Source organism: Cognatiluteimonas weifangensis (genome assembly GCF_003416885.1).
GTDB classification, from domain to species: domain Bacteria; phylum Pseudomonadota; class Gammaproteobacteria; order Xanthomonadales; family Xanthomonadaceae; genus Cognatiluteimonas; species Cognatiluteimonas weifangensis.
Window position 1 is genome coordinate 338,220 of record NZ_QVPD01000002.1, and the last position, 21,444, is coordinate 359,663.

Annotated in this window: 20 protein-coding genes, 1 tRNA gene and 2 riboswitches; of the genes, 7 read left to right on the top strand and 14 right to left on the bottom strand. The window is 70.9% G+C overall.

All coding sequences use genetic code 11. The features are described 5' to 3' along the window. Nucleotides 1–50: 50 nt before the first annotated feature. Both D0Y53_RS03245 and D0Y53_RS03250 read right to left on the bottom strand, forming a co-directional pair. A complete protein-coding gene (locus D0Y53_RS03245; RefSeq protein WP_117201756.1) occupies nt 51–779 on the bottom strand; it encodes a fumarylacetoacetate hydrolase family protein in 729 nt (242 codons plus the stop codon). Then, complete coding sequence (locus D0Y53_RS03250) at nt 776–1,069, bottom strand: hypothetical protein (RefSeq protein WP_117201757.1); 294 nt, start codon at nt 1,067–1,069, stop codon at nt 776–778. Before D0Y53_RS03250 ends, D0Y53_RS03245 begins: the two co-directional genes overlap by 4 nt. A 72-nt stretch (nt 1,070–1,141) precedes the next feature. On the opposite strand from D0Y53_RS03250, the gene D0Y53_RS03255 reads away from it, so the two are divergent. Further along, complete coding sequence (locus D0Y53_RS03255; RefSeq protein WP_117201807.1) at nt 1,142–1,516, top strand: Rieske (2Fe-2S) protein; 375 nt, start codon at nt 1,142–1,144, stop codon at nt 1,514–1,516. 18 nt (nt 1,517–1,534) lie between these two features. Here the strand turns inward: D0Y53_RS03255 and D0Y53_RS03260 are convergent, their stop codons facing one another. The 4 genes from D0Y53_RS03260 to thiS all read right to left on the bottom strand — a co-directional run bounded on the left by D0Y53_RS03260 (nt 1,535) and on the right by thiS (nt 5,682). Then, nucleotides 1,535–3,373 (bottom strand): SLC13 family permease, encoded by a 1,839-nt coding sequence (locus D0Y53_RS03260; RefSeq protein WP_117201758.1) that lies wholly within the window; start codon nt 3,371–3,373, stop codon nt 1,535–1,537. A 130-nt stretch (nt 3,374–3,503) separates the two neighbouring features. Then, the gene (gene trmB / locus D0Y53_RS03265; RefSeq protein ID WP_117201759.1) at nt 3,504–4,244 is read right to left on the bottom strand and encodes a tRNA (guanosine(46)-N7)-methyltransferase TrmB; all 741 of its coding nucleotides are present in this window, start codon (nt 4,242–4,244) and stop codon (nt 3,504–3,506) included. Next, entirely contained in the window at nt 4,241–5,047 is an 807-nt protein-coding gene (locus D0Y53_RS03270; RefSeq protein ID WP_117201760.1) for a thiazole synthase, read from the bottom strand. The genes trmB and D0Y53_RS03270 overlap by 4 nt, the downstream gene beginning before the upstream one ends. Before the next feature lie 185 nt (nt 5,048–5,232). After that, a riboswitch (cyclic di-GMP riboswitch) is annotated at nt 5,233–5,325 on the top strand. Nucleotides 5,326–5,481: 156 nt separating this feature from the next. After that, nucleotides 5,482–5,682: a sulfur carrier protein ThiS gene (gene thiS, locus D0Y53_RS03275; RefSeq protein WP_117201761.1), complete on the bottom strand. Its 201-nt coding sequence runs from the start codon at nt 5,680–5,682 to the stop codon at nt 5,482–5,484. Nucleotides 5,683–5,830: 148 nt separating this feature from the next. Between thiS and D0Y53_RS03280 the strand changes: the two genes are divergently transcribed. The 6 genes from D0Y53_RS03280 (at nt 5,831) to D0Y53_RS03305 (ending at nt 11,633) form a co-directional block, all read left to right on the top strand. Next, nucleotides 5,831–7,696, top strand: coding sequence for an autotransporter domain-containing protein (locus tag D0Y53_RS03280; RefSeq protein ID WP_117201762.1), 1,866 nt, complete (start codon nt 5,831–5,833; stop codon nt 7,694–7,696). 71 nt (nt 7,697–7,767) lie between these two features. Further along, nucleotides 7,768–7,841: transfer RNA gene (locus tag D0Y53_RS03285), tRNA-Gly, on the top strand. Between the two features lie 79 nt (nt 7,842–7,920). Next, entirely contained in the window at nt 7,921–8,358 is a 438-nt protein-coding gene (locus D0Y53_RS03290; protein WP_117201763.1) for an ATP-dependent zinc protease family protein, read from the top strand. Continuing rightward, nucleotides 8,355–9,251 (top strand): 30S ribosomal protein S6--L-glutamate ligase, encoded by an 897-nt coding sequence (rimK, locus tag D0Y53_RS03295; RefSeq protein WP_117201764.1) that lies wholly within the window; start codon nt 8,355–8,357, stop codon nt 9,249–9,251. The genes D0Y53_RS03290 and rimK overlap by 4 nt, the downstream gene beginning before the upstream one ends. Before the next feature lie 335 nt (nt 9,252–9,586). Further along, nucleotides 9,587–10,270, top strand: coding sequence for a response regulator transcription factor (locus D0Y53_RS03300; RefSeq protein WP_117201765.1), 684 nt, complete (start codon nt 9,587–9,589; stop codon nt 10,268–10,270). Then, nucleotides 10,257–11,633, top strand: coding sequence for a sensor histidine kinase (locus tag D0Y53_RS03305; protein ID WP_117201766.1), 1,377 nt, complete (start codon nt 10,257–10,259; stop codon nt 11,631–11,633). Before D0Y53_RS03300 ends, D0Y53_RS03305 begins: the two co-directional genes overlap by 14 nt. Nucleotides 11,634–12,172: 539 nt before the next feature. Here D0Y53_RS03305 and D0Y53_RS03310 read toward each other — a convergent pair. The 8 genes from D0Y53_RS03310 to D0Y53_RS03345 all read right to left on the bottom strand — a co-directional run bounded on the left by D0Y53_RS03310 (nt 12,173) and on the right by D0Y53_RS03345 (nt 21,392). Then, the gene (locus D0Y53_RS03310) at nt 12,173–13,090 is read right to left on the bottom strand and encodes a branched-chain amino acid transaminase (RefSeq protein WP_117201767.1); all 918 of its coding nucleotides are present in this window, start codon (nt 13,088–13,090) and stop codon (nt 12,173–12,175) included. 55 nt (nt 13,091–13,145) lie between these two features. Further along, nucleotides 13,146–13,691: a DUF4124 domain-containing protein gene (locus tag D0Y53_RS03315; RefSeq protein WP_117201768.1), complete on the bottom strand. Its 546-nt coding sequence runs from the start codon at nt 13,689–13,691 to the stop codon at nt 13,146–13,148. Between the two features lie 816 nt (nt 13,692–14,507). Continuing rightward, the gene (gene metF / locus D0Y53_RS03320; protein ID WP_117201769.1) at nt 14,508–15,332 is read right to left on the bottom strand and encodes a methylenetetrahydrofolate reductase [NAD(P)H]; all 825 of its coding nucleotides are present in this window, start codon (nt 15,330–15,332) and stop codon (nt 14,508–14,510) included. A gap of 163 nt (nt 15,333–15,495) precedes the next feature. After that, entirely contained in the window at nt 15,496–16,953 is a 1,458-nt protein-coding gene (gene ahcY, locus D0Y53_RS03325; RefSeq protein WP_117201770.1) for an adenosylhomocysteinase, read from the bottom strand. A 47-nt stretch (nt 16,954–17,000) separates the two neighbouring features. Further along, nucleotides 17,001–17,077, bottom strand: a riboswitch (S-adenosyl-L-homocysteine riboswitch). A gap of 29 nt (nt 17,078–17,106) precedes the next feature. Beyond that, the gene (gene metK / locus D0Y53_RS03330) at nt 17,107–18,324 is read right to left on the bottom strand and encodes a methionine adenosyltransferase (RefSeq protein WP_117201771.1); all 1,218 of its coding nucleotides are present in this window, start codon (nt 18,322–18,324) and stop codon (nt 17,107–17,109) included. 111 nt (nt 18,325–18,435) lie between these two features. Next, nucleotides 18,436–19,779 carry a serine/threonine-protein kinase gene (locus tag D0Y53_RS03335; protein WP_117201772.1) on the bottom strand — a complete coding sequence of 448 codons (1,344 nt, stop codon included), beginning with the start codon at nt 19,777–19,779 and terminating at the stop codon, nt 18,436–18,438. Nucleotides 19,780–19,836: 57 nt separating this feature from the next. Continuing rightward, entirely contained in the window at nt 19,837–20,532 is a 696-nt protein-coding gene (locus D0Y53_RS03340) for an RNA polymerase sigma factor (protein WP_117201773.1), read from the bottom strand. A 206-nt stretch (nt 20,533–20,738) separates the two neighbouring features. Then, the gene (locus tag D0Y53_RS03345) at nt 20,739–21,392 is read right to left on the bottom strand and encodes a YkvA family protein (RefSeq protein ID WP_117201774.1); all 654 of its coding nucleotides are present in this window, start codon (nt 21,390–21,392) and stop codon (nt 20,739–20,741) included. Between the last annotated feature and the right edge of the window lie 52 nt (nt 21,393–21,444).

The following is a 21,444-nucleotide window of genomic DNA, read 5'->3' on the forward strand; positions in this document are numbered from 1 at the left end:
GCTCCCGGTAGGGGGCTGTCGTTGCCGACCCGGCCCCGGTGGGCGCTAGCCTAACCCGCGGCGCGCGGCGGAGCGATCCGGCCGTCGAACGCGACCACCCCGTCGAGGCTGGCGTGGAACACGTCGCCCGGCTGGAGCGGCCCCACGCCGGCCGGCGTGCCCATGAACACCAGGTCGCCGGCGCGCAGGGCGTACAGTCGGGACAGTTCGTGGAGGATCTCGGCCACGTCCCAGATCAGGTCCGACAACGCCCCGTGCTGGCGGCGCTGGCCGTTGACCTCCAGGGTGAGCGTGCGCGCCGCCGGGTCGCCGACCGCGGCGGCCGGCACCAGCGCGCTGACCGGGGCGCAATGGTCGAACGCCTTGCCGGTGTCCCAGGGCAGGCCCGCGGCCTTGGCCTGCGCCTGCAGGTCGCGGCGGGTCAGGTCCAGGCCGACCCCGTAGCCGTACACCAGCGCCGGCGCGTCGGCGGCGGCGAGCTCGCCGGGCGGCGCGTCGCGCCCCAGCGCGACCACCAGTTCGACCTCGTGATGCAGCTGCTGCGTCGCCGGCGGGTACGGCACGACGCCGTCGACGACGAGCGCGTCGGCGGGTTTGAGGAAGAACACCGGGTGCCCGGACCGCGCCGCCGGCGTACTGGCGCCCATCTCGCGCGCGTGCTCGGCGAAGTTGCGGCCGACGCAGTAGATCCGGTGGACCGGGAACGTGCCCGGCGCCGCGCCGTCGCCGCCGCGCACCGCCAGGCGGGCCGCCGGCAGCGCCGGGACGACGTCGCTCATGCCCGCGGCAGGGCGGGCTTGGCGAGCACGCGATAGTCGCCGTCCACCACGCGCGCCGGACGCGCGACCGGTTTGCCGCGCTGCTTCCACAGCCGGTACAGCAGGCCCGCGGCCAGCATCGCGATGCCGACGAACACGCTGAAGAACACCAGCACCAGCAGCACCCCGAGGCCGAGCAGTCCCAGCGCCAGGCGCAGCAGCGGGTGCCGCGGCTTGCGCGGTGCGAAGCCGGTGCGGAAGCCGGCGCGGTCGGGGCGGAAGCGGTCGAAGCGGAAGCCGAATGCGGACATCGTGTTGGGCGGTCGTGAGACAATCGGCGCGGGGCCGGGACCGGCAGTATCGGGCGAGGCGTGGTCGGGTTTGTGAGAACTTCGTTAAACCAGAATGCCGATGCCGATGCCGATGCCGCGCCGCTGGCGCTGCTGGAGCTGATCGAGGATGGCGGCTTTGCCGCGGCCGAGGCGGTGCTCGACGGCGACCCCGAGTCGCTGATCCTGCATCGCGAGGGCGCCAGCGTGCGTGCGTGGGTCAATGTCTGCCCGCATGCCGGCCGGCGCCTGGACTGGGCGCCGGGCAAGTTCATCAAGTCCCGCGACGGGCTGCTGGTGTGCGCGGTGCACGGGGCCAGTTTCGAACCGCAGGGCGGGCAGTGCGTGGCCGGGCCCTGCCGCGGCGACTGCCTGCGCGCGGTCGCGGTCGCGGTGCGCGACGGCGGCGTGTACCTGGCGCAGGAGTGAACGTCGCGCCGGCGCGGCTCAGAACATCAGATTGACCGCGACCACCACGATCGCGGTGTAGATCAGAGTCAGCGGCCCGCCGGCGCGCCACATCTCGCGCGCGCTGTACCCGGCCGGCCCGGTGATCATCGACACCGACGGGTTGGACGCGGTGATGAAGTTGTTGGACGCCGACAGCGCCACGATCAGCGCGAACCCGGTCGGGTCGCCGCCCACCGCCAGCGCCAGGTTGATCGCCAGCGGCACCATCACGATGGTCGCGCCGACGTGGCTGATGACCATCGAGAACGAGGTGGTGAGCAGCCCCAGCGCCAGCGCGATCAGCCACACCGGCAGGCCGCGCGGCAGCTGCTCGATGCTGTGCCCGGCGATCCAGGCCGCGGCGCCGCTGGAATCCATCGCCCAGCCCAGCGGGATCAGGCAGGCCATCAGGAACACCGTCTTCCAGCTGATCGCGGCGTAGGCCTCGTCCATCTTCAGCACGCCGGTGACCAGCATGCCGGCGACCCCGGTCATCAGCGCGATCGTGGTCGGGATCCGCGAGGACAGCGCCAGCAGCATGCTGATGCCGAAGATCACCATCGCGATCTTGAACTTGTGCGGGCGCTGCTCGCCCTTGGGATAGTCGGTGACCACCACGAAGTCGCGGCTCTTCGCCGCGTCCGCCAGGTCGGTCCAGATGCTGTGCAGCACCAGCATGTCGCCGGCGCGCAGGGTCATGTTGCGGATGTTGTCGTTGTGCACCTCCTTGTCGCGGTTGATCGCCAGCAGGCTGATGCCCTGCTGCTTGCGCAGGCGCAGGTCGGCGGCGCTCTTGCCGATGAAGCGCGAGGTCGGCGGCACCACCGCCTCGGAGATGCCGGCGCGACTGGGATTGAACAGGTCGCCGAACTCGCGCAGGCGCGAGGACAGGCGCAGGAAGTTGTTCTGCGCGAAGTCGGCGACCTGCTGCCGCGCGCCCATCGCCCCGAGCACGCTGCCGACCCAGATGCGGCTGTCGCCGGGCGGCGCCAGCCGCGATTCGTTGCCGGTCTTGAGCGCCAGCAGCAGCGGCGCGCCGTGCAGGGTCTCGGCCTCGCCCAGGGTCATCCCCACCAGCGGGCTGTCGGCGCTGACGGTGAGCTCGAACACCTCGCCCTGGATGCCGTAGGTGTTGGCGAAATAGCTCTGCGTGCGCGCCGGGGTCACGCCCTTGTCGCCGTCGGTCGGCAGCAGCTTGCCGCCGAAGAAATGGAAGTACAGCAGGCACGCGGCCAGCAGCGCCAGGCCGATCGGCAGCGGCGCGAACATCTTCAGCGGTTCCAGCGTGGCCACGCCGGAGGGCAGGTTGGCGTTGGCCGAGACCAGCAGGTCGTTGAGCAGGATCAGCGGCGAGTTGCCGACCATGGTCAGGCTGCCGCCCATGATGATCGCGGCGGCCATCGGCATCAGCAGCCGCGACAGGCTCAGGCCGGTGCGCGCGGTCAGGCGCGAGGCGATCGGCAGGTACAGCGCGGTCACCGAGGTGTTCTGCATGATCGCCGAGTTGAAGCCGGCGACCGCCGAGGTGAACAGCAACAATCGCTGCTCCACGCCGCGCGCGCGCCGCAGCAGCCAGCCGGCCAGGCGGTTGAGTGCGCCGGTGCGGTCCAGGCCGGCGCCCAGCACCATGGTGGCGATGACGTTGATCACCGCGTCGGAGGAAAAGCCGCTGAAGATGTCCTCCGGCGCCACCAGCCCGGTGAGCCCGAGCAGCACCAGCACCACCAGCGCGACCACGTCGGCGCGGATGCGCTCGAACACGAACATCAGCATCGTGAAGCCCACCAGCCCGAGCACGAGCTTCATGTCGGTGGTGAGCGTCAGCGCGGTGTCCATCAGGGACCGGGGTTCGGGATTCGGACTGCGGAATCGGGCGAACGGCGCGGGGAGGCGGCGCCGGCGTCAGGGGCGTGGGCGGGATGCTCGGGAGGTGCGGCGGCTCTGTCCAATCTCGAATCCCTGATCCCTAATTCCGGGTCTTGTCGTAGAGCAGGTCCCAGACGCCGTGGCCGAGCTTGCGGCCGCGGGCTTCGAAGTGGGTCTGCGGACGCCACGGCGGCCGCGGTACATGGCCGCGCGGGCCGGCGCGGTTGCGTAGGCCCGGCGTGGCGTCGAGCACGTCCCACATCTGTTCGGCATAGTCGTGCCAATCGGTGGCGAGGTGCAAGCGTCCGCCCGGGGCCAGTTTGCGTACCAGCAATGCGGCGAACGCCGGGTTGACCAGGCGCCGCTTGTGGTGGCGCTGCTTGTGCCAGGGGTCGGGGAAATAGATCCGGATCTCGTGCAGGGCGCCGTCTGCGATCTCGTGTTGCAGCACCTCGACCGCGTCGTGGTGGTAGAGGCGGACGTTGCCGATGGCGTCGGCGGCCAGCGCGTTGAGCAGGCGGCCGACGCCCGGCGCGTGCACCTCGATGCCGATCAGGTCGCGGTCCGGGTCCTGCTGCGCGGCGAAGCGCAGCGCCTCGCCGTTGCCGAAGCCGATCTCCAGCACCCGCGGGGCGCGGCGGCCGAAGGCCGCGTCGAAGTCGCGCGGGGTGCCGGTGTAGTCCAGCCCGTAACGCGGCCACAGCTGCTCGAAGGCGCGCTGCTGGGCCGGGGTGAAGCGGCCCTGCCGCAGCACGAAGCTGCGCACTTCGCGCCGCCCTTCGGTGACGGTGAAGGGCTTGGGCGGAACCTTGGCGCCGTCACTGCCGAACGGGTCGGTCATCCGCAGGCGATCAGGCCGTCGACCGGCGAGGATGCGCTGGCGTAGCGCCTGCGCGGGATGCGCCCGGCGAGGAACGCATCGCGCCCGGCCTGGACCGCGAGCCGCATCGCCCGCGCCATCCGCACCGGGTCGCGGGCGCCGGCGATGGCGGTGTTCATCAGCACCCCGTCGCAGCCCAGCTCCATCGCGATCGCGGCGTCCGAGGCGGTGCCGACGCCGGCATCGACGATGATCGGCACGGTCGCGTTCTCGACGATCTCCAGCAGGTTGTAGCGGTTCTGGATGCCCAGGCCCGAGCCGATCGGCGCGGCCAGCGGCATCACCGCAACGCAGCCGATCTCCTGCAGGCGCCTGGCCAGGATCGGGTCGTCGGAGGTGTAGACCATGACCTGGAAGCCGTCGGCCACCAGGGTTTCGGCCGCGGCCAGGGTCTGCACCACGTCGGGAAACAGGGTTTTCTGGTCGCCCAGCACCTCGAGCTTGACCAGGGCATGGCCGTCGAGCAGCTCGCGTGCCAGCCGGCAGGTACGCACCGCGTCCTCGGCGGTGTAGCAGCCGGCGGTGTTGGGCAGCAGGGTGTAGCGGTCCGGCGGCAGCACCTCGAGCAGGTTGGGCTCGCCCGGGTTCTGGCCGATGTTGGTGCGGCGGATCGCCACGGTGACGATCTGCGTGCCGGCCGCCTCGGTCGCGCGCCGGGTTTCCTCGAGGTCCTTGAACTTGCCGGTCCCGGTCAGCAGGCGCGAATGGTAGGACTTGCCGGCGATGACGAGGGCGTCGCCGGAGGCTGCGGAGTCGTGGTTCATGCCCGAATGTTACCGCGCCGCCGGTCGGGCATGCGGGCCGACGGTCGGGCGCTCGCCACGCGGTGGCGCGAGATGGCCGCGGACCGGCCCCGAATGCGTAGTGCGCAATGAGTGGACGATCCGTCCGGGGGACCTCCCCTGACTCCCGCCAGGTCGCCGGCTCGCGCGCGATGCGCCATCGCGCGGTACGCCAAACGCACACCCGGCGCGAGCCGGCGTCGCAAAGCCCATGGGTCCCGGCGACTACCCCATCGCCGCGGGACAGCCGGGTTCCCATACCGCCGGTGGCCATCGCGCGATTACGCGGGCGGCCGGTCTTGCGGCGGACGGATGCGGGTTGGTGTGCGCCACCGGCCGCGGGTCCGCCCGCCCGTGCCATGGTCGGCGCGTCCGCGCGACGGCCCCGGGCTCCGGGCCGACCGCGCCCGGCGCCCTCAGCCGCCGCCCAGCGCCTGCACGATCTCCACCCGGTCGCCCTCGTGCAGCACGTGGCCGGCGTGCGCGCTGCGCGGCACGATCGCGCCATTGACCTCCACCGCCACCCGGCGTTCGCCGAGGCCGGCCTCGGCCAGCAGCTGCGCCACGCTGCAGCCGGCGGGCAGGGCTCGAGGGGTTCCGTTCAACAGGATGTCCATGCCGGCATTGTCCGGTTTTCGCGCCGCGACTGCAGCCCGGTGGCGGCACCCTCCGGAGTCGTACTTGAGCGCCGGGGCGTCCTCGTGAAACGATCAGAACCCTCCGGTGGCGTATCGCCGGCCCTTGCCATCGTCCAGGAGTCCACGCATGACCGTGTCCCGCAGGCCCCTTCGTACCGTTCTTGCCGCCGCGCTCGCGCTGGCGGCGGCGCCCGCCCTCGCGCAGGACGCGTTCAGCCAGACCGTGTTTTTCGGCGACAGCCTGACTGACAGCGGCTTCTACCAGACCTTCCTGGTCGAGAACGTCGATCCGTCCGCGGCTGTCGTGGCGCGCTTCACCACCAACCCCGGGCTGGTGTGGGCGCAGTTCCTGGCGGACTACTACGGGACCGACGCCTCGGCGGCCCTGCAGCTGACCTCCACCGGCGTCGCTGCGACCGGGGGCGACAACTTCGCCGCCGGCGGCGCGACGATTGCGCCCGGCCCCGGGTTCCCGCCGCAGATTCCCACCCAGTTCGCGCCGTCGCTGACCACCCAGGTCGGCATCTACCTCGCCGCCAACGGCGGCCAGGCCAATCCCGATGCGCTGTATACGGTCTGGGGCGGCGCCAATGACCTGTTCTTCCATCTGAACAGCGCCACCACCCAGGCCCAGTTCCTGGGCGCCGCGGCGGCCGAGGTCGGGCTGGTCGCCACCCTGACCTCCGCAGGCGCGCAATACATCATGGTGCCGAACATGCCCGATGTCGGGGCCACGCCCTTCGGCCTGTCGTTGGGGGCCACGGGGTCGGCGGGGGTGACCGCGCTGGTGTCCGCCTACAACCAGACCCTGTTCGGCGGCCTGCAGAGCGCCGGGTTGCGGGTCATTCCGCTGGACACCTTCCACTTCATGCAGGAAATCGTCGCCAACCCCGGTCTCTACGGTTTCACCAATGTCACCACGCCAGCCTGTGGGCTGGCTCCGGCCCTGGGGTGCAGTCCGGCCAACTTCGCCACCCCGGATGCCGACCGCACCTATGCCTTCGCCGATGGCGTACACCCGAGCACGGCCGCGCACGAGATGCTGGCGCAGCTGGCGGTCTCCGTGATCGAGGCGCCGCGGCAGATGGCGGTGCTGCCGCACGCCGAGGCCGTGGTCGGCCGCGCGCGCGCCGAGCGCGTCGCCGCGCAGCTGGCACAGAAGCCGGAGGCCGACGGCATGCGCTGGTGGGCGGACGTGCGCGGCGATTCGCAGCGCTACGGCGAGGACGTCAGCAACTACGACGGCGGCGGCGCCAGCCTCATGGCCGGCGTCGACTGGACCCGCGGCAACCTGGTCTATGGCGCCTTCGCCGGTTACGGCCGCCAGGGCATGGACTGGGGCCAGCGCCGCGGCAGCTTCGACCAGACCGACGCCAGCCTCGGCGGTTTTGCCGGCTGGTACGGGGCGCGCGCCTGGGTCAACGGCCAGGTCAGCTATTCGTGGCTCGGCTTCGACAGCGACCGCGACGTGCAGCTCGGCGCCGCCACCCGCACCCACAGCGGCTCGGCCGACGGCAGCAACCTCAGCGTCGGCGTCAGCGGCGGCTGGACCTTCGGCGACGGCGCCTTCCGCCACGGCCCGGTGGCCTCGCTGCTGTCGCAGCAGATCGACATCGACGGCTTCGCCGAAAGCGATCCGACGCTGTCGACCTCGCTGGCCTACCCGGAGCAGAATGTCGATTCGCTGATCGGCAGCCTCGGCTGGCAGTTCAGCTACACCCCCAGCGACCGCATCCACCCGTACGCGCGGGTGACCTTCGACCACGAGTTCGAGGATCCGGCGGCGCAGGCCTTCGCCGTCGCCCAGTCGATCCCGGGTTCGCTGCCGTACGCGGTGCCGGGCCAGGACTTCGATCGCGACTACGGCACCTTGCTGCTGGGCGCGCGCACGCGGCTGCTGGGGCTGGACGCCAACGTCGGCGCCAGCGCCACCTTCGCCCAGGAAGGCGGCAACGACGCCGGGGTGTTCGTCACCGTCGGCAACCGCTTCTGACCGGCGCGGCACGCGCGGCGCCCGCGCCGCGCGTTGCCACCGCCGGTGGGCGGGCATAGACTTCGCGGTCCGCGGGTGTAGCTCAATGGCAGAGCTGTAGCTTCCCAAGCTACTGACGAGGGTTCGATTCCCTTCACCCGCTCCAGCTTGCGACGGCGGTGCCATCCCGGTGGCATCGCCGCTTTTCTTTGGCCCGGTTTCCTGCACGCACGAAGGGCATTCCGATGATCGTGCTCGGCTGGCGGGAGTGGCTGGCGTTGCCGGACCTGGGCCTCGCGCGGGTGCGGGCCAAGGTCGACAGCGGCGCACGCACGTCGGCGCTGCATGTCGACGAGCAATGGCGGTTCGTCGAGCGCGGGGCGCCGTGGGTCGGCTTCCGGCTCACGCCCGGGCGCGCGCACGCAGGCGTGGTCGAAGCCGCCGCGCCGGTGCTGGACGAGCGCGAGGTCGTCGATTCCGGCGGCCGCCGCAGCCGGCGCGTGTTCCTGCGTACCCGGCTGTGCTTGGCCGGGCGCGAGCGCGAGATCGAAATCAACCTGACCGATCGCCGCGGCATGCTGTTCCCGATGCTGCTTGGCCGCAGCGCGCTGGACAGTGCGTTCATGGTCGATCCGGCACGCTCCTTCCTCCACGGGCGCCCGCCCGCGAATCCACGCCCATGAAGCTCGCCATCCTCTCGCGCAACAGCAAGCTGTATTCGACCCGGCGCCTGGTGGAGGCTGCGCGCGAGCGCGGCCACAGCGTGCGCGTGCTGGACCCGCTGCGCTGCTACCTGCGGATCAGCGCCGAGGGCTTCGGCATGCACTACAAGGGCCGGCCGATCGCCGGCTACAACGCGGTGATCCCGCGCATCGGCGCCTCGATCACCCGCTACGGCACCGCGGTGTTGCGCCAGTTCGAACTGATGGGCAGCTTCACCCCCAACCCGTCCGATGCCATCGCCCGCGCCCGCGACAAGTTGCGCTGCCACCAGTTGCTGGCGGCGCAGGGCATCGGCCTGCCGGTCACGGTGTTCGGCGACAACCCCGACGACACCGTCGACCTGCTGTCGATGCTCGGCCCGCCGCCGCACGTGATCAAGCTCAACGAGGGCACCCAGGGCGCGGGGGTGATGCTGACCGAGAAGCCGTCGGCCTCGCGCAGCGTGATCGAGGCCCTGCGCGGCCTCTACGCCAACTTCCTGGTGCAGGAATTCATCGCCGAGGCGCGCGGCGCCGACCTGCGCTGCTTCGTGGTCGGCGGGGAAGTGGTGGCGACGATGCGGCGGCAGGCGCCCAAGGGCGATTTCCGCTCCAACCTGCACCGCGGCGGCAGCGCCCGGGCGGTGCGCGCCTCGGCCGCCGAGCAGGCTGCGGCGGTGCGGGCAGCGGCGGTGCTGGGGCTGGGAGTGGCCGGCGTCGACCTGATCCGCTCCCGGCGCGGGCCGCTGGTGCTGGAAGTCAACGCCTCGCCGGGGCTGGAAGGGATCGAGGAGGCCACCGGCCTGGACCTGGCCGGGCGGGTGATCGACCACGTCGCAGCCGCGCACCAGCCGTTGCGTCGCAATGCCGCTTGAGACACCAATGTTTAACACAAAAATAACATCGGCTTTAACGACCGTTTAATCGCCCGGCGCGTAGCCTGAGCCGGACCGAAGTTCTGCTTTTCTCCAGATCGACACTCCTCGTCAGGTGCCGCTCCTCGGGCGTCGCAGATCACGGTAATCGGGACAAATGCTCCGCTTTGGCCCAGGCGCGGATTCCGTGTCTGGGCCTTTGTTTGCGCGCCGGCATGCGGGGTTCACCTGCCTGTGTGCAAGAATCCGGACGCAGCGCCCGGCGCGCTGCGGCCCGCCCAGGGGAACTGCCCGGCCACCGACGAGCTCCAACGTCCTCCAGCACAGGATCCCAGATGCGCATCCTCGTCATCGAAGACAACGCCGACATCGCCGCCAATCTCGGCGATTACCTCGAGGACCGGGGGCATACCGTGGATTTCGCCGCCGACGGCGTGACCGGCCTGCACCTGGCGGTGGTGCACGACTTCGATGCCGTGGTGCTGGATCTCAACCTGCCCGGCATGGACGGCCTGGAGGTCTGCCGCAAGCTGCGCAACGAGGCGCGCAAGCAGACCCCGGTGCTGATGCTGACCGCGCGCGACTCGCTGGACAACAAGCTGGCCGGCTTCGATTCGGGCGCCGACGACTACCTGATCAAGCCGTTCGCGCTGCAGGAGGTCGAGGTGCGACTGAACGCGCTCGTGCGCCGCGGCAAGGGCGTGCAGCCCCGGGTGCTCGAGGTCGCCGACCTGGAGTACAACCTCGACACCCTGGAAGTGCGGCGCGGGGGCAAGCTGCTGCAGCTCAACCCGACCGCGCTGAAGATCCTGCAGGCGTTGATGGAAGCCGCGCCGGCGGTGGTCACCCGGCAGGAGCTGGAGACCCGGGTCTGGGGCGAGGAACTGCCGGATTCGGACTCGCTGCGGGTGCACATCCACGGCCTGCGCGCGGTGGTCGACAAGCCGTTCCCCGTCCCGCTGATCCAGACCCGCCACGGCATCGGCTATCGCATCGCGGCGCCCGATGCCTCCAGCTGAAGACGTGGCGTCCGAGGACCCGACACCGGCGCGCAGGCGCCCCACGCGCTACCGACGGCGGCTGCGCAGCCGCATCGTGCTGTCGTTCCTGCTGCTGGGCTTCGGCCTGACGCTGCTGCTGGCCTTCGCCACCAACTGGGCGCGCAACCGCGTCGAGAACCAGTTGGTCGAAGACGTGATGAACAAGAACATCGATGAGTACGCGCGGCGCTTCTATTCCGACCCGGCGAAGAACCCCGACCTGCCGGTGCAGCAGATGCTGGCGCGGGTGGTGCGGCGCCCCAACTTCCAGGCCCTGCGCGCGGAGCAGCCGGACTGGTACGAGTTCGGCGACGGCATCCACAACGTCAGCGGCGCCAATCCCGACGGCACGCCGTTCTCCTACAAGCTGGCGGTGCGCAAGACCCCGGACGTGTGGTTCTTCCTCGCCTACGACATGAGCCAGTCGATGCGCGGCGAGCGGCAGTTCAACAACGCCCTGTTCGGCGTGGTGCTGGTGTTCACGCTGCTGTCGCTGCTGGTCGGCTGGTGGGCGGCATCCCGGGTGATGAGCCCGGTTTCGGAGTTGGCGCAACGGCTGCGCGCCTCCGGGCGCAGCGCACAACCCGAGGCGCTGGCCGCGCACTTCGCCGACGACGAGGTCGGCGAGCTGGCCAAGGCGCTGGACGACTACGCCGGGCGCCTGACCGAGGTGGTCAAGCGCGACCGCGAGTTCAACGCCGACGTCAGCCACGAGCTGCGCACGCCGCTGGCGGTGATCCGCGGCGCGGTCGAGCTGTTGCTGTCCCGGCCGGATCTGGACGACAAGACCCGCGCGCGGCTGTTGCGGATCCAGCGCGCCGAGCAGCAATGCACCGACCTGATCAGCGCGCTGCTGCTGCTCTCGCGCAACGAGCGCGGGCACGGCGCCGCCGACGTGGCGCGCATCGCCGAGCAGCTGCTGGACGCGCACCGCGCCCAGCTCGGCGGCAAGCCGCTGCAGCTGCGCCTGGAAGGCGCGCGCGGGCTGGCGGTGGACGCGCCGGAAGCGGCGGTGACGGTGGCGCTGGGCAACCTGGTCGGCAACGCGGTCAAGTACACCGCGCAGGGCGAGGTGGTGGTGCGGTTGTTGCCCAACGGTGTCGAGGTGGTCGATTCCGGCCCCGGACTGACCGCGGAGGACGCGGCGCGGCTGTTCGAGCGCGGCTATCGCGGCACCCATGCCGAGCATTCGCAGGGCGGCGGCATCGGCCTGTCGATCGTGCGCCGGCTGTGCGCGTTGTACGACTGGCACGTGCGCGTGGTGCCGGGCGCGCAGCGGGGCGTGGTGGCGACGTTGTCGTTCCTGCCTGAAGTCTCGGCAGATCCGGGCGCGAACCTGTAGCGCAGGATCGGGCTTCGGCAGGGAGCCGCCGCCCGCCGGGCTGGGGGGCTGCGCCCTCCTGACGACGGCCCGTCTTTAAGCCGGGGCGCAAGCGCCATTGGTGGCCTGACCTTGAGAGATCGGCTTCGGCAGGAGTCGCCGCCCGAGCGGGCTGGGGGTGCTGCGCCCTCCTGACGACCTCCTGTCTTTAAGTCGGGTCGTGGGCCATCCATGGCCCACTCTCCGCACCCCCAGCCCGCCGGGCGGCGACTGCGCGAGATTGGAGTTCCTCGCTTCGGGGGCTACAAGCGCCGACTCACTTGCCCGGAAGCCGGTGGTCCGGCCTGTGCGGGACCGTCGGCGGCATGGATGCCGCCGAGGAGCCTACAGGGACGTATTCACGGCGTGTCCCGCACAGGCCGGGCCGCCGGCTTCCCCCGCAGATGTCTCCGCACATGAGGGCTGGATTCACGGCGTATCCCGCACAGGCTGGGGCGCCGGCTTCCCCCCCACCGCACAGGGCGGGCTACCGGCTTTCCCGTAAAGGTTCCCGTTTGCGCTTATGCGTCGACCGGGTCCAGCCAACCGTACTTGTCGGGCGTGCGGCCGTCGAACAGGCCGAAGAACAGCTCCTGCAGGCGCCTTGTCACCGGTCCGGCCTTGCCGGCACCGACCTGGCGGCCGTCGACCGAGCGGATCGGGGTGATCTCGGCGGCGGTGCCGCACATGAACACCTCGTCGCACAGGTACAGGTATTCGCGCGGCAGGTCGCGTTCCACCACGTCGATGCCGGCGTCGCGCGCCAGCGTCATCAGCGTGTTGCGGGTGATGCCGTTGAGCAGCGCGGCGCTGACCGGGGCGGTGTGCAGGGCGCCGTCGAACACCAGGAACAGGTTCTCGCCCGCGCCCTCGCTCAGCAATCCGGTCGATGCCAGGGCGATGCCCTCGCCGAAGCCCAGCCGCCGCGCCTCGCGCGCGATCAGCTGCCCGGACAGGTAGTTGCCGCCGGCCTTGGCGCCGGACGGGATGGTGTTGGGCGCGAACCGCTGCCAGCTCGACACGCAGGCGTCGATCCCCTGTTCGAGCACGCCCTCGCCGAGGTACGCGCCCATCTGCCAGGCGGCGACGGCGACGTCGATCGGGGTGTCGGCCGAGAGCCCGAAGCCGCCGAGTCCGCGGTACGCGAGCGGGCGCAGGTAGCCCCGCGTCAGCCGGTTGCGGCGCAGCACCTCGCGGCAGGCGGCATTGATCTCGTCCACCGTATACGGGATTTCCATCTCGTAGATGCGCGCCGAGGCGAACAGGCGCCGGGTGTGGTCGCCGAGCCGGAATATCACCGGGCCCCGCGCGGTTTCGTAGCTGCGGATCCCTTCGAACACCGACGAGCCGTAATTCAGGGCATGCGCCATCACATGGGTGGTCGCCTCGGCCCACGGCTTGATCGCGCCGTTGTGCCAGACCCAGTCCGGATACTGCATCGTCGGGATTCCTGCGGTACGAAGCCGCTATTTTGCCCCAACCGCGAGCTCGCCGTTACAGGCGCACCCACCAGCAGCCGAACGCGCGTCGCAATTCCAGCACCGTGTGCGAGGGCGTGCTGCCGTTGGCCAGCGTCTGCTCCAGCCGCAGTCCGACCGGCGTGCGTCGCACCGTCGTCTGTGCAAAGTAGTCGTCCGCGGCCGCGGCACCGGGGTAGACCGGCACGATGTCCACCAGCGGACGCCGCGCGATCGCCTCCAGGCGCTGCATCAGCGCGTAGCCGCTGCGGGTGGACAGGCCGGTCCACTGGTAGAGGCCGGCCAGGCGGTTGACGTCGTTGTTGTCGATCGCGGTGGTCAGCTCGTACACCAGATCCTGCAGGTGGCGCGGACAGGCGTTGCGCCGCAGGCGGTTGCCGTCCGCCGCCGCGGCCGGCGGCAGGCGCTCGACCGCGCCGATGTCCTGGCAGCGGCGGTCGGTGAAGGCGATGCTGCCGTCGGCGGCGACGCAGCGGTGCACCTGCGCGCTGGCCGCGCCGCACGCGGCCAGCGCCAGCAACGGCAGCAACGGGGTGGGGCGAAATCCGGATGCGTGCGGCATCGCCGCAGCCTAGCGCGCACCGCCGCCCGCGCAAAGAGCGCTGCCGGAAGCCGACGTGCGACGTTCATGCGCGTGCGTCGAGGCCGCGTGCGGGGTACGTATGCGTGCGCGACTGAGGCTGGGCTGAATTCGGGTTTCCTCCTGCTCCGGAGAGTTGGCTTCGGGACGCAGTCGTTGCGCGGCGTCTGGGAGCTACGCCCCTCCTGCGACGTCCTGTCTTCAGGTCGGGGCGCGGGCCACGGTGTCCTGCGCTCGGGACATCGGCTTCGGACGGAGTCGCCGCCCGGCGGGCTGGGGGTGCTGCGCCCTCCTGACGACCTCCTGTCTTTAAGTCGGGGCGTGGGCCCTCCATGGTCCACTCTCCGCACCCCCAGCCCGCCGGGCAGCGACTTGGCGAGCTTGAAGGTCGTCACTTCGGGCGGCTCTCTTTTCAAGCACCGACTCACTTGCCCGGAAGCCGGTGGCCCGGCCTGTGCGGGACCGTCGGCGGCATGGATGCCGCCGAGGAGCCTACAGGGATGTATTCATGGCGTGTCCCGCACGGGCCGGGCCACCGGCTTCCCCCCACGGAAGCTTCCGCACTTGAAGGGAAGTCTCACGGCGTGTCCCGCGCAAGCTGGCCACCGGCTTCCCCCCACAAAGGTGCCCGCGCTTGAAACATATGTTCATGGATTCACAGTGTGTCCCGCACAGGTCGGCCGCCGGTTTCCCTCGCGAGGGCTTTCGCATTTGAAGCATGGGTATTCACGGCGGTCCTGCCAAAGCAGGCCCCCGGCAGGGGTGCGGGCGTTTCCGAGGCGGGAAAAGAGCCGACGCTCAGTGCAGGTGCTGCAGTACGTTCAGCGTCGGCCGGGACAGGTTGAGGGTGTAGAAGTGCAGCGCCGGCGCGCCGCCGGCGATCAGGCGCGCGCACATCCCCGCGACCAGCTCCGCGGCGAACGTGCGGATCGCCTCGCCGTCGTCGCCGAACGCCTGCATGCGCTTGCCGACCCAGCGCGGGATCTCGGCGCCGCAGGCTTCCGAAAACCGCTTGAGCTGGGCGAAGTTGGAGATCGGCATGATTCCCGGCACGATCGGCACCTCGACCCCGAGCCGGCGCACGTCGTCGACGAAGCGGAAGTAGGCGTCGGCGTTGTAGAAGTACTGGGTGATCGCGCCGTCGGCCCCGGCGTCGATCTTGGCCTTGAAATGGCGCAGGTCCGCGAGCGCGTCCTCGGCCTGCGGATGGCATTCGGGATAGCAGCCGACTTCGATGTGGAACCAGTCGTCATGTTCGGCGCGGATGAAGGCGACCAGATCGGTGGCGTAGCGCAGGTCGCCCATGCGCGCCATGCCCGAGGGCAGGTCGCCGCGCAGCGCCACCAGGCGGCGGCAGCCCATCGCCCGGTACAGCTTGAGCAGCTGCCGGATCTCCTCGCGGCTGCCGCCCATGCAGCTCAGGTGCGGCGCGGCCTCCAGGGCGTGCCGCTCGCGCAGGCGCTGGATCGTCTCCGGCGTGTACGACAGGGTCGAGCCGCCGGCGCCGAAGGTGCACGACACGTATTCGGGTGCCTGCGCCTTGAGCCGGGTCGCGGTGCGGTCCAGCTGCGCGCGCTGCTCCTCGGTCTTGGGCGGATAGAACTCGAAGCTGATCGGGACCATGGCCGCCGGCGGGAGAAGGGCTCCGCGGCATCTTATCGCTTCATCGCGATGAAAGGAATGTCGGCGTCGACGACGGCAGCAATGCGAACGGGCGCCGTGGCGCCCGTTGCGTGTCGCTGCGACCCGGCCGTGCCCGGCACGGCGCCGGGCGACCGGGCGGGTGTCAGTAGCGGTAGTGCTCGGCCTTGTACGGGCCTTCGACCGCGACGCCGAGGTAGTCGGCCTGGGCCTGGGTCAGCCGGGTCAGCTTGACCCCGATCTTCTCCAGGTGCAGGCGCGCGACTTCCTCATCCAGATGCTTGGGCAGGCGGTAGACGGTCTTCTCGTATTCGTCGCGGTGCTGCCACAGGTCGATCTGCGCCAGGGTCTGGTTGGAGAACGAGTTCGACATCACGAAGCTCGGGTGGCCGGTGGCGCAACCCAGGTTCACCAGCCGGCCCTCGGCCAGCAGGAAGATCGAGTGGCCCGGCGTTCCGTCGGCGCGCGCGAAGGTGTACTTGTCCACCTGCGGCTTGATGTTGGTGCGCGTCGCGCCGGAGGCGTTGAGCGCGTCGACCTGGATCTCGTTGTCGAAGTGGCCGATGTTGCAGACGATCGCCTGGTCCTTCATCGCCCGCATGTGTTCCAGGCGGATGACGTCCTTGTTGCCGGTGGTGGTGACGTAGATGTCGGCGCGGCCCAGCGTGTCCTCGACGGTGGCGACCTCGAAGCCTTCCATCGCCGCCTGCAGCGCGCAGATCGGGTCGATCTCGGTGACGATCACGCGGGCGCCGTAGGCGCGCAGCGAGTGCGCCGAGCCCTTGCCGACGTCGCCGTAGCCGCAGACCACCGCGACCTTGCCGGCCAGCATCACGTCCATCGCGCGCTTGAGGCCGTCGGCCAGCGACTCGCGGCAGCCGTACAGGTTGTCGAACTTGCTCTTGGTGACCGAGTCGTTGACGTTGATCGCCGGGATGAGCAGCTTGCCGGCCTCGGCCAGCTGGTACAGGCGGTGCACGCCAGTGGTGGTCTCCTCGGACACGCCGCGCCAGTCGGCGACGACCTGCGTCCAGTAGCCGGGGCGTTCCTTCGCCACGCGCTTGAGCAGGTCCTTGATCACCTGCTCCTCGTGGTTGCCGGACGGCGTGTCGACCCAGCCGTCGCCGTGCTCGAGCTCGTAGCCCTTGTGGATCAGCAGGGTGACGTCGCCGCCGTCGTCCACCACCAGCTGCGGGCCCAGGTAGCCGCCCTTGCCGTCGGGGAAGCTCAGCGCGGCCAGGGTGCAGTCCCAGTATTCCTCCAGGCTCTCGCCCTTCCACGCGAACACCGGGGTGCCGCTGGCGGCGATCGCGGCCGCGGCGTGGTCCTGGGTCGAGAAGATGTTGCACGAGGCCCAGCGCAGGTCGGCGCCGATGTCCTTGAGCGTCTCGATCAGCACCGCGGTCTGGATGGTCATGTGCAGCGAGCCGGTCACGCGCACGCCCTTGAGCGGCTGCGCGGACGCGTGCTTGCGGCGGATCGACATCAGGCCCGGCATCTCGTGCTCGGCGATGTCGATTTCCTTGCGGCCCCAGTCGGCCAGGGCGAGGTCGGCGACCTTGTAGTCGCCGTTCTGGGAGAAGGTGCGGATTTGTGCGTTCATGCTGGTGTTCCGTTCAAGTGAGCCGGCCATTGTCGAAGCGGGCTCGGATTAAACGGGCGCGGTTGTCGCGGTAAGCCCGCCGAGCCTGGCCGTCCTTGCGACGGTCGCAGCGCCCCTCGACGGGCCATGTGCCTTTCGCGGCCGATGCCGCTCCTACTTCAGCTTGGCGGCCTTGCGCAGCTCCTCGGCCTTGTCGGTCTTTTCCCACGAGAATGCGGTCGCGGTCTGCTTGTTGCCGGCGCCGTCGACGTATTCGATCTGCTGCGGCTTGCGGCCGAAGTGGCCGTAGGACGCGGTGCGCTGGTACATCGGGTGGATCAGGTCGAGCATCTGCAGGATGCCGTACGGGCGCAGGTCGAAGTGCGCGCGGATCAGCTTCTCGATCACGGCGTCGGAGACCTTGCCGGTGCCGAAGGTGGTGACCGAGATCGAGGTCGGATGCGCCACGCCGATGGCGTAGCTGACCTGCACTTCGCAGCGGTCGGCCAGGCCGGCGGCGACGATGTTCTTCGCGACGTAGCGCGCGGCGTAGGCGGCCGAGCGGTCGACCTTGGACGGGTCCTTGCCGGAGAACGCGCCGCCGCCGTGGCGGGCCCAGCCGCCGTAGGTGTCGACGATGATCTTGCGTCCGGTCAGGCCACAGTCGCCGACCGGGCCGCCGATCACGAACTTGCCGGTCGGGTTGATGTGGTACTTGGTGCCCTTGTGCAGCCACTTGGCCGGCAGCACCGGCTTGAGGATGTGCTCGCGCACGGCCTCGACCAGGTCCTTCTGCTTGACGTCCGGATCGTGCTGGGTGGACAGCACCACCGCGTCGATCGCGACCGCCTGGCCGTCCTCGTAGCGCAGGGTGACCTGCGACTTCGCATCCGGGCGCAGCCAGGGCAGCGGCGAGTTCTTCTTCTTGCGCACCTTGGCCTGCTGCTCGACCAGGCGGTGCGACAGGTGGATCGCCGCCGGCATGCCGCTGTCGGTCTCGTTGGTGGCGTAGCCGAACATCAGGCCCTGGTCGCCGGCGCCCTGTTCCTCGGGCTTCTTGCGGTCCACGCCCTGGTTGATGTCGGGCGACTGCTTGCCGATGAGATTCAGCACGCCGCAGGTGGCGCCGTCGAAGCCGACGTCGCTGCTGTCGTAGCCGATGTCCACGATCACCTTGCGGGTCAGCGCCTCCAGGTCGATCCACGCGGACGTGGTGATCTCGCCGGCGACGATCGCCACCCCGGTCTTGACCATGGTCTCGCAGGCCACGCGCGCGCGCTTGTCCTTGGCCAGGATGGCGTCGAGCACGGCGTCGGAGATCTGGTCGGCGACCTTGTCCGGATGGCCTTCGGAGACCGATTCGGAGGTGAACAGGTAGGCGGAGCTGGTCATCGGGCGGGCCTCATTCAGGGATATATCCCTTGATACGGATAAAAGGATGGCGGCGAATGATACACGTCCGCGCCGCGGGACGTATTGTGACGCCGCGCGGGCGCGCGTGGGTCAGCGACCGTCGCGGTCCGCGATGCCGGGCGCAGGCTGGGTGCGATCCCCCTGGGACGCGCGGGCGGCGTCGGCTTCGGCCTGGCGCCACAGCCACAGGGCGACGCTCAACCCCGCGGCCAGGCCCAGGATCAGCAGCGCGATCACCAGCGCCAGCCGCGGCTCGCGGCGCGCGAAGCGAATGCCGCGCTGCAGGGGATTCAGCGGTCTGGCCTGCACCGGGCGCCCGGCGAGGAAGTTGCCCAGGTCCTCGGCCAGCGCCCGGGCACTGCGGTAGCGCTGCGCCGGGTCGCGCGCCAGGCAGCGCAGCACGATCGCTTCCAGGTCGCGCGGGATGGCGGGGTTGCGTTGCCGCGGCGGCAGCAGCGGTGCGTCCAGCACCTGCTGCAGCGTGGCCTTGGGGTCGTCGGCGTGGAACGGGGGCACGCCGGTCAGGGTCTCGTACAGCACTGCGCCCAGGCCGTACACGTCGGTCGCCACGGTCAGGGCCGGGCCGTGCACCTGCGCCTGCTCCGGCGCCATGTAGCTGGGGGTGCCGGCGATGCGCTCGTTGGCCACCGCCAGCGCGCGTTCCAGCCGCCGCGCCAGGCCAAAGTCGGCGATCCGCGGCTCGCCGTCGTCGCCGACCAGGATGTTGCCCGGCTTGAGGTCCAGGTGCAGCACGCCCAGCCGGTGCGCGTAGTCCACACCCTCGGCCACGCGCTGCAGCAGCGTTGCGGCCTGCTGCGGCGGCAGCGCGCCGCGCTCCTCCAGCAACCGCGACAGGCTGCGGCCGCGCACCAGCTGCATCGCGTAGAAGATCAGCCCGCCGTATTCGCCCAGTTCGTGCACCACGACGATGTTGGGGTGCTGCAGCTGCGCCGCGCTCTGCGCCTCGTGGCGCAGGCTGGCGATGATCTCCTCGGACGCCGCGGCGCCGGCGGAGAGCAGCTTGATCGCCACCTCGCGGTCGAGGTTGCGCTGGCGCGCGCGGTAGACCACGCCCATGCCGCCTTCGCCGACGATCTCCAGCAGTTCGTAGTCGCCGAACTCGCGCTGCAGCGGATCGGCGGGATCGATCCGCACCCGGCGGTCGCGCAGGTCGGCGAACGGCGCGTCCGGATCCAGCGGCGGCTGCCAGCTGCGGCCGGGCCGGTTGGCGGACCCGAACGCCATCCGCGCCAGCGCCGGATCCAGCCACCACGGGTCGTGGCTGCCGGCGCCGGGCTGGGCCGGCGCTGTGTGGCCGTTGCCGGCCGCAGCGTGGCCGGGTGTGCCGGGGCCGCCCGGGCCCGGGGCGGCCGGGCCGGTGCCGGGCGTGCCGGTGCCGCCCTGGCCGCGGGCGTCCTGGCCGCTGCCGCTCATGGAGGCTGCCCGTGCGTGCGCCGCGCTGGAGCCGGGCGGCCGCGCATCGCCGCCGCCTCAGGCCCCGCCGGCACGGGCCAGCTCGCGCAGCTCGGCCAGCTCCGCTTCCAGCGCCTCGCGGCTGCCGACCGTGCCGACCAGTTCCAGCCGCACCAGTTGCCGCAGCCGGCGGCGCATGCGGTGCAGGCGCACCGCCAGGGTATTGCTGCGGACCCCGGAGGCGGCCGCCAGTGCGCGCAGGCTGGCGCCCGGATCGCCCTCGACCAACAACGGCGCAAGTTGTTCGAACTGCTCGTCCTTGCCGGCGCGGATCCACTCGGCCCGCAGCCGCGCCACCGCATGCCCCAGCACCGCGCCCATCCATGCCCGGGTGAAAGCCTGCTCCGGGCTCTCGCCGTCGTCGGCGACGGCGGCCGTGTCGGTCGCGGCCGCCGCCGTGCCGCCGCCGCGCTTGGCCGCCTGTGCCTGCGCGTGCTGGTCGCTGAGGAAGCGGCGCAAGGCGGTCAGCACCAGCGCGCGGAAGCGGCCGCGCGCGGGATCGGCGCTGGCGTACCAGCGGCGCTCCAGGAAACGGGCGAAGAATTCCTGGGTCAGGTCCTCGGCCTCGGCCGGGCCGTAGCCGTGGCGGCGCACGTACGCCAGCACTGGCGGGCGATAGGCCCGGCACAACTGCTCCAGCGCCGGGCCGGCGTGGCCGGGATCGTCGCGGGCCGTCTGGATCAGGTTCCAGTGCGTGGTCTGGAAATGGGTCATGGGGCGCCGTGCGGAAAGGGGAACACGCTCGGCGGTCCGATGCCGTGCCACTTCCGAACGGCCCGCGCGCGCGTTGGCGGACAGCCGCAATCGCCGCCGCGACGCAATGCCTTTCTGACCGCGCGCCACGCGCCCTGCGGCGCGCGCGATCTTCAAGCGCCGGTCAGCTGCGTGGACTTCGGGTGATGCGGCTCAAGTGATATGGGTCAGGTGATATGGAACAGGCTCGCGCGCGCGTCGGGCACGTAGCGCTCCCTGGCCCGTGCCGAGGCCGCCCGCGACTGCTCCTGCCACATCGCGTCCAGCCACTGGCGGCGGGTCAGCCCGGTCTGTTGCACCGGCAGGCCGGCGAACTCCGCGGCGACCTTGCGGAAGCGGCAGAAGTCCTCGTAGTCGGCCAGCTCGCCGTGCAGCAACTGCAGGGCGACGTCCACCAGCAGGGCGTCGTCGAGCAGCCCGATCACCGGCAGCTCGTCCGGGATCAGGTCGCCGTGCTCGCGCCGGTATTCCAGCAGCACGTCGATGCGACCGCGGGTTTGCGGCTCCACGCCCCAGCCGCTGTCGGCGGCCAGTTCCTGCAGCCGCGTCAGCGCCTCCATCCGCGACTGCACGAACGGCGGCACGCTGCCGTCCTGGTGCCGCGCCAGCGCGCGCGCGCCGGCGGTGGCGATCTGGTCCATGGTCAGGTTCGGCGCTTCCGGGCTGAGCGTGCGCAGCGAGACGTTGAAGCGTTCCAGGCGCGCCGGTTCCAGCGTGTAGTCGCCGAGCTTGTGGCGCCGGCCCTGCGACACCTGCAGGAAATCGAAGAACCCGTGGGGGAAGGTGTTGGCGGTGTCGCGCTTGATCGTGCGGGTTTCCATGGCGGACTCCGAGCGTGGGGATGCCAAGTGGATACGGCAGGCCGCGGCGGCG

Excerpts from the sequence above, each read along its gene's own strand:
- D0Y53_RS03245 (WP_117201756.1), bottom strand. The coding sequence starts at position 779 with ATGAGCGACGTCGTCCCGGCGCTGCCGGCGGCCCGCCTGGCGGTGCGC.
- D0Y53_RS03250 (WP_117201757.1), bottom strand. The coding sequence starts at position 1,069 with ATGTCCGCATTCGGCTTCCGCTTCGACCGCTTCCGCCCCGACCGCGCC.
- D0Y53_RS03260 (WP_117201758.1), bottom strand. The coding sequence starts at position 3,373 with ATGGACACCGCGCTGACGCTCACCACCGACATGAAGCTCGTGCTCGGG.
- trmB (WP_117201759.1), bottom strand. The coding sequence starts at position 4,244 with ATGACCGACCCGTTCGGCAGTGACGGCGCCAAGGTTCCGCCCAAGCCC.
- D0Y53_RS03270 (WP_117201760.1), bottom strand. The coding sequence starts at position 5,047 with ATGAACCACGACTCCGCAGCCTCCGGCGACGCCCTCGTCATCGCCGGC.
- thiS (WP_117201761.1), bottom strand. The coding sequence starts at position 5,682 with ATGGACATCCTGTTGAACGGAACCCCTCGAGCCCTGCCCGCCGGCTGC.
- D0Y53_RS03280 (WP_117201762.1), top strand. The coding sequence starts at position 5,831 with ATGACCGTGTCCCGCAGGCCCCTTCGTACCGTTCTTGCCGCCGCGCTC.
- D0Y53_RS03290 (WP_117201763.1), top strand. The coding sequence starts at position 7,921 with ATGATCGTGCTCGGCTGGCGGGAGTGGCTGGCGTTGCCGGACCTGGGC.
- rimK (WP_117201764.1), top strand. The coding sequence starts at position 8,355 with ATGAAGCTCGCCATCCTCTCGCGCAACAGCAAGCTGTATTCGACCCGG.
- D0Y53_RS03300 (WP_117201765.1), top strand. The coding sequence starts at position 9,587 with ATGCGCATCCTCGTCATCGAAGACAACGCCGACATCGCCGCCAATCTC.
- D0Y53_RS03305 (WP_117201766.1), top strand. The coding sequence starts at position 10,257 with ATGCCTCCAGCTGAAGACGTGGCGTCCGAGGACCCGACACCGGCGCGC.
- D0Y53_RS03310 (WP_117201767.1), bottom strand. The coding sequence starts at position 13,090 with ATGCAGTATCCGGACTGGGTCTGGCACAACGGCGCGATCAAGCCGTGG.
- D0Y53_RS03315 (WP_117201768.1), bottom strand. The coding sequence starts at position 13,691 with ATGCCGCACGCATCCGGATTTCGCCCCACCCCGTTGCTGCCGTTGCTG.
- metF (WP_117201769.1), bottom strand. The coding sequence starts at position 15,332 with ATGGTCCCGATCAGCTTCGAGTTCTATCCGCCCAAGACCGAGGAGCAG.
- ahcY (WP_117201770.1), bottom strand. The coding sequence starts at position 16,953 with ATGAACGCACAAATCCGCACCTTCTCCCAGAACGGCGACTACAAGGTC.
- metK (WP_117201771.1), bottom strand. The coding sequence starts at position 18,324 with ATGACCAGCTCCGCCTACCTGTTCACCTCCGAATCGGTCTCCGAAGGC.
- D0Y53_RS03335 (WP_117201772.1), bottom strand. The coding sequence starts at position 19,779 with ATGAGCGGCAGCGGCCAGGACGCCCGCGGCCAGGGCGGCACCGGCACG.
- D0Y53_RS03340 (WP_117201773.1), bottom strand. The coding sequence starts at position 20,532 with ATGACCCATTTCCAGACCACGCACTGGAACCTGATCCAGACGGCCCGC.
- D0Y53_RS03345 (WP_117201774.1), bottom strand. The coding sequence starts at position 21,392 with ATGGAAACCCGCACGATCAAGCGCGACACCGCCAACACCTTCCCCCAC.